This window comes from uncultured Methylobacterium sp., assembly GCF_964244095.1.
Lineage (GTDB): Bacteria > Pseudomonadota > Alphaproteobacteria > Rhizobiales > Beijerinckiaceae > Methylobacterium.
This window is the reverse complement of record NZ_CAXTHR010000267.1, coordinates 1-2,693: the sequence shown is the minus strand read 5'-3', so window position 1 is coordinate 2,693 and position 2,693 is coordinate 1. Positions and strand designations below refer to the sequence as shown.

4 protein-coding genes and 1 pseudogene are annotated in these 2,693 nt (G+C 72.5%); 3 read left to right on the top strand and 2 right to left on the bottom strand.

Annotated elements, in window-relative coordinates; translation table 11 throughout:
* The 3 genes and pseudogenes from ACFE86_RS22330 to ACFE86_RS22320 form a co-directional block, all read left to right on the top strand.
* Positions 1 to 311: pseudogene (locus tag ACFE86_RS22330) on the top strand (YihA family ribosome biogenesis GTP-binding protein); the annotation flags it as partial.
* Complete coding sequence (locus ACFE86_RS22325) at positions 311 to 685, top strand: DUF423 domain-containing protein (RefSeq protein ID WP_375457499.1); 375 nt, start codon at positions 311 to 313, stop codon at positions 683 to 685. The pseudogene ACFE86_RS22330 and the gene ACFE86_RS22325, both read left to right, overlap by 1 nt.
* A gap of 20 nt (positions 686 to 705) precedes the next feature.
* Positions 706 to 1,263, top strand: coding sequence for a sugar O-acetyltransferase (locus tag ACFE86_RS22320; protein ID WP_375457498.1), 558 nt, complete (start codon positions 706 to 708; stop codon positions 1,261 to 1,263).
* 3 nt (positions 1,264 to 1,266) lie between these two features.
* On the opposite strand, the gene ACFE86_RS22315 is transcribed toward ACFE86_RS22320, so the two are convergent.
* On the bottom strand, positions 1,267 to 1,944 hold the full coding sequence (locus ACFE86_RS22315; RefSeq protein WP_375457497.1) for a metallophosphoesterase family protein: 678 nt from the start codon (positions 1,942 to 1,944) through the stop codon (positions 1,267 to 1,269).
* A gap of 80 nt (positions 1,945 to 2,024) precedes the next feature.
* The coding region (locus ACFE86_RS22310) for an AAA family ATPase (protein ID WP_375457496.1) at positions 2,025 to 2,693 on the bottom strand (669 nt) is incomplete at its 5' end.

Genomic DNA, 2,693 nt, shown 5'->3' with positions numbered 1-2,693 from the left:
CCTACCTCAAGGGCCGCGCCAACCTCGCCCGGGTGTTCATGCTGATCGACGCCCGGCACGGGCTGAAAGGTATCGACGCGGACGTGCTCGACGGCCTCGACAAGGCCGCGGTCAGCTACCAGATTGTGCTGACCAAGGCCGACGCCCTGAAGGCGTCCGAGACCGAGGCGCGGGTCGCCGGCATCCACGCGGCGCTGGCCCGGCGCCCGGCGGCCTACCCGCAGGTGCTGCTGACGTCGAGCCGCGACGACCGCGGCGTACCGGACCTGCGCACGGCCATCGCCCGGCTGATGAGCGAGCGCGGCGCCTGATGCCGACCGCAGCCGACCGAATCCTGATCGCCCTGGCCTGCCTCGCCGGCGCCCTCGGCGTCGGCGCTAGCGCGGCCGCCGCCCACATTCCGCGTGCTGACAGCCTGAAGACCGCGGCGCAGTTCCTGCTGTTCCACGCCCCCGCAATCCTCGCGCTCGTCGGGCTCGGGGCCGCCGGCCTGACGCATCGCCTCGCCGCGCGCGCGGCGGCGGCGGCGCTCGCCCTCGGCCTCGTGCTGTTTTCCGGCGACCTTGCGCTGCGGGCGCTCGCCGGCCGCGCGCTGTTTCCGATGGCCGCCCCATCCGGCGGCGTGATCCTGATGGCCGGCTGGCTGATCGCGGCGATCTCGGCCGTCCTGCCCGCGCGCCGCTGAGAGGGTCGGCAGCGAGGACTATGCCCATGACCGAGAAGCAGAAGATGCTGGCGGGCGAACTGTACCGCGCGGGCGACCCCGAGCTTCAGGCGGACGCGGCCGCTGCCAAGGCGTGGCTGGTGCGCTACAACGCGGCGCTCGCCCTGCCGGCGATCGAGCGCCGGTCGCTCCTCGCCGAGCGCCTCGGCCACGTCGGCGACGGGGCCGTGATCCGGCCGCCGTTCCACTGCGACTACGGCACCAACATCCACCTCGGGGCGGAGGCGTTCCTGAACTTCAACTGCGTGATCCTCGACGTGGTCGCGGTCGCGATCGGGGCCGGCACGCAGATCGGGCCCGGCGTGCAGATCCTCACAGCCGACCATCCGCGTGATCCGGAGGAACGCCGGAGGGGCCTCGAATTCGGTCGCCCGGTCACGATCGGCGCCAACGTCTGGATCGGGGGCGCCGCGCTGATCCTGCCCGGCGTGACGGTCGGCGACGACGCGATCATCGGGGCGGGCGCCGTGGTGACGCGGGACGTGGCCATCGGCACGACGGTGGTCGGCAACCCGGCGCGCCCGGTGCCGCGCAGATAGCGCCTACGGGACCGGGCGCGCCTGGACCTGCAGGAACTCCAGCGCCGGCCCTGAAGCATCCGAGAACACCCCTGCGGTCAGCGCACCCCCGTAGACCGCGCCGGTGTCGAGGTTGGTGCGGAAGCGTCGGACCTCCGGCCGGCCATTCGTCTGCGGCGTGTGGCCGTGGACGACGTGGCGGCCGAAGTCGCAATCCTCGGTGAGGAACGGCTCGCGAATCCAGAGGCGGTTGCGGACCTCCGGGTCAGGCGACGCGCAGCCCGGCCGGAACCCGGCATGGACGTACCAGCGCCGCGCGTCGGCGTGGAGCGTCGGCAGGGCCTCGATCCAGTCGAGGACGTCCCGGGGGAGGGCTGCGGCTTCCGCGACGCCGAAGGAGGCCAGCGTCTCGATGCCCCCGTTCCCGCACCACAGCGCGTCGGCGCCGGGAGTCGCGAGCGCGTCGAGCAGCATCGCCTCGTGGTTGCCCATCAGGCAGGCGACGCGCTCCGGGTCGGCCCAGTGCAGCCGGCTCACGGTGCGCAGGACGCCCGCGCTGTCCGGCCCGCGGTCGATGTAGTCGCCGAGGAAGACGAGGCGGTGCGGGCGGGAGGCGGCGTGCGCCTCGATCCGTGCGAGCAGGCCGTCGAGCAGCCCGGCGCAGCCGTGGATGTCGCCGATGGCGTAGGTGAGGTCGCTCATGCATCCACTGTCGTCGGGACCCCGCGCAAAGAGAAGCCCCGGCGACCGATTTCGACCGCCGGGGCGACGCGCGCGACCGATCAGTTGAGGGTGACGTTGTCCGGCCGCCGCCGCGGCGCGGCGCTGGTTCCGGCGATGATCAGGCCCGCAGGCCCGACGCCCACGGGCACGCTCTCGCCGTCGTGGATCTTTCCCGACAGCAGCAGTTCGGCCAGCGGGTCCTGCACCGTCTTCTGGATGACGCGCTTGAGCGGCCGCGCCCCGTAGGCGGGATCGTAGCCGCGGTCGGCGAGCCAAGCGCGGGCGTCCGCATCGACGTCCAGCACGATCTTGCGCTCATCGAGCAGCGTCTGGAGCCGGGTGAGCTGGATGTCGACGATCGCACCCATCTCCGCCCGCTTGAGGCGGTGGAACAGGATGATCTCGTCGATCCGGTTCAAGAATTCCGGCCGGAAGTGCCCCCGCACCACGCCCATCACCTCCTCGCGCACCGCGTCGGTGTCCTCGCCGTCGCGCTGCGCCACGAGGTACTCGGCCCCGAGGTTCGAGGTCATGATCAGCAGTGTGTTGCGGAAATCGACCGTGCGGCCCTGCCCGTCGGTGAGCCGCCCGTCGTCGAGCACCTGCAGCAGGACGTTGAACACGTCCGGATGCGCCTTCTCGACCTCGTCGAACAGCACGACCTGATAGGGCCGCCGCCGCACGGCCTCGGTGAGCGCGCCGCCCTCCTCGTAGCCGACGTAGCCCGG

Bases quoted from the DNA above. Each gene is read 5' to 3' on its own strand.
- ACFE86_RS22325 (WP_375457499.1), top strand. From the start codon at position 311: ATGCCGACCGCAGCCGACCGAATCCTGATCGCCCTGGCCTGCCTCGCC.
- ACFE86_RS22315 (WP_375457497.1), bottom strand. From the start codon at position 1,944: ATGAGCGACCTCACCTACGCCATCGGCGACATCCACGGCTGCGCCGGG.
- ACFE86_RS22320 (WP_375457498.1), top strand. From the start codon at position 706: ATGCCCATGACCGAGAAGCAGAAGATGCTGGCGGGCGAACTGTACCGC.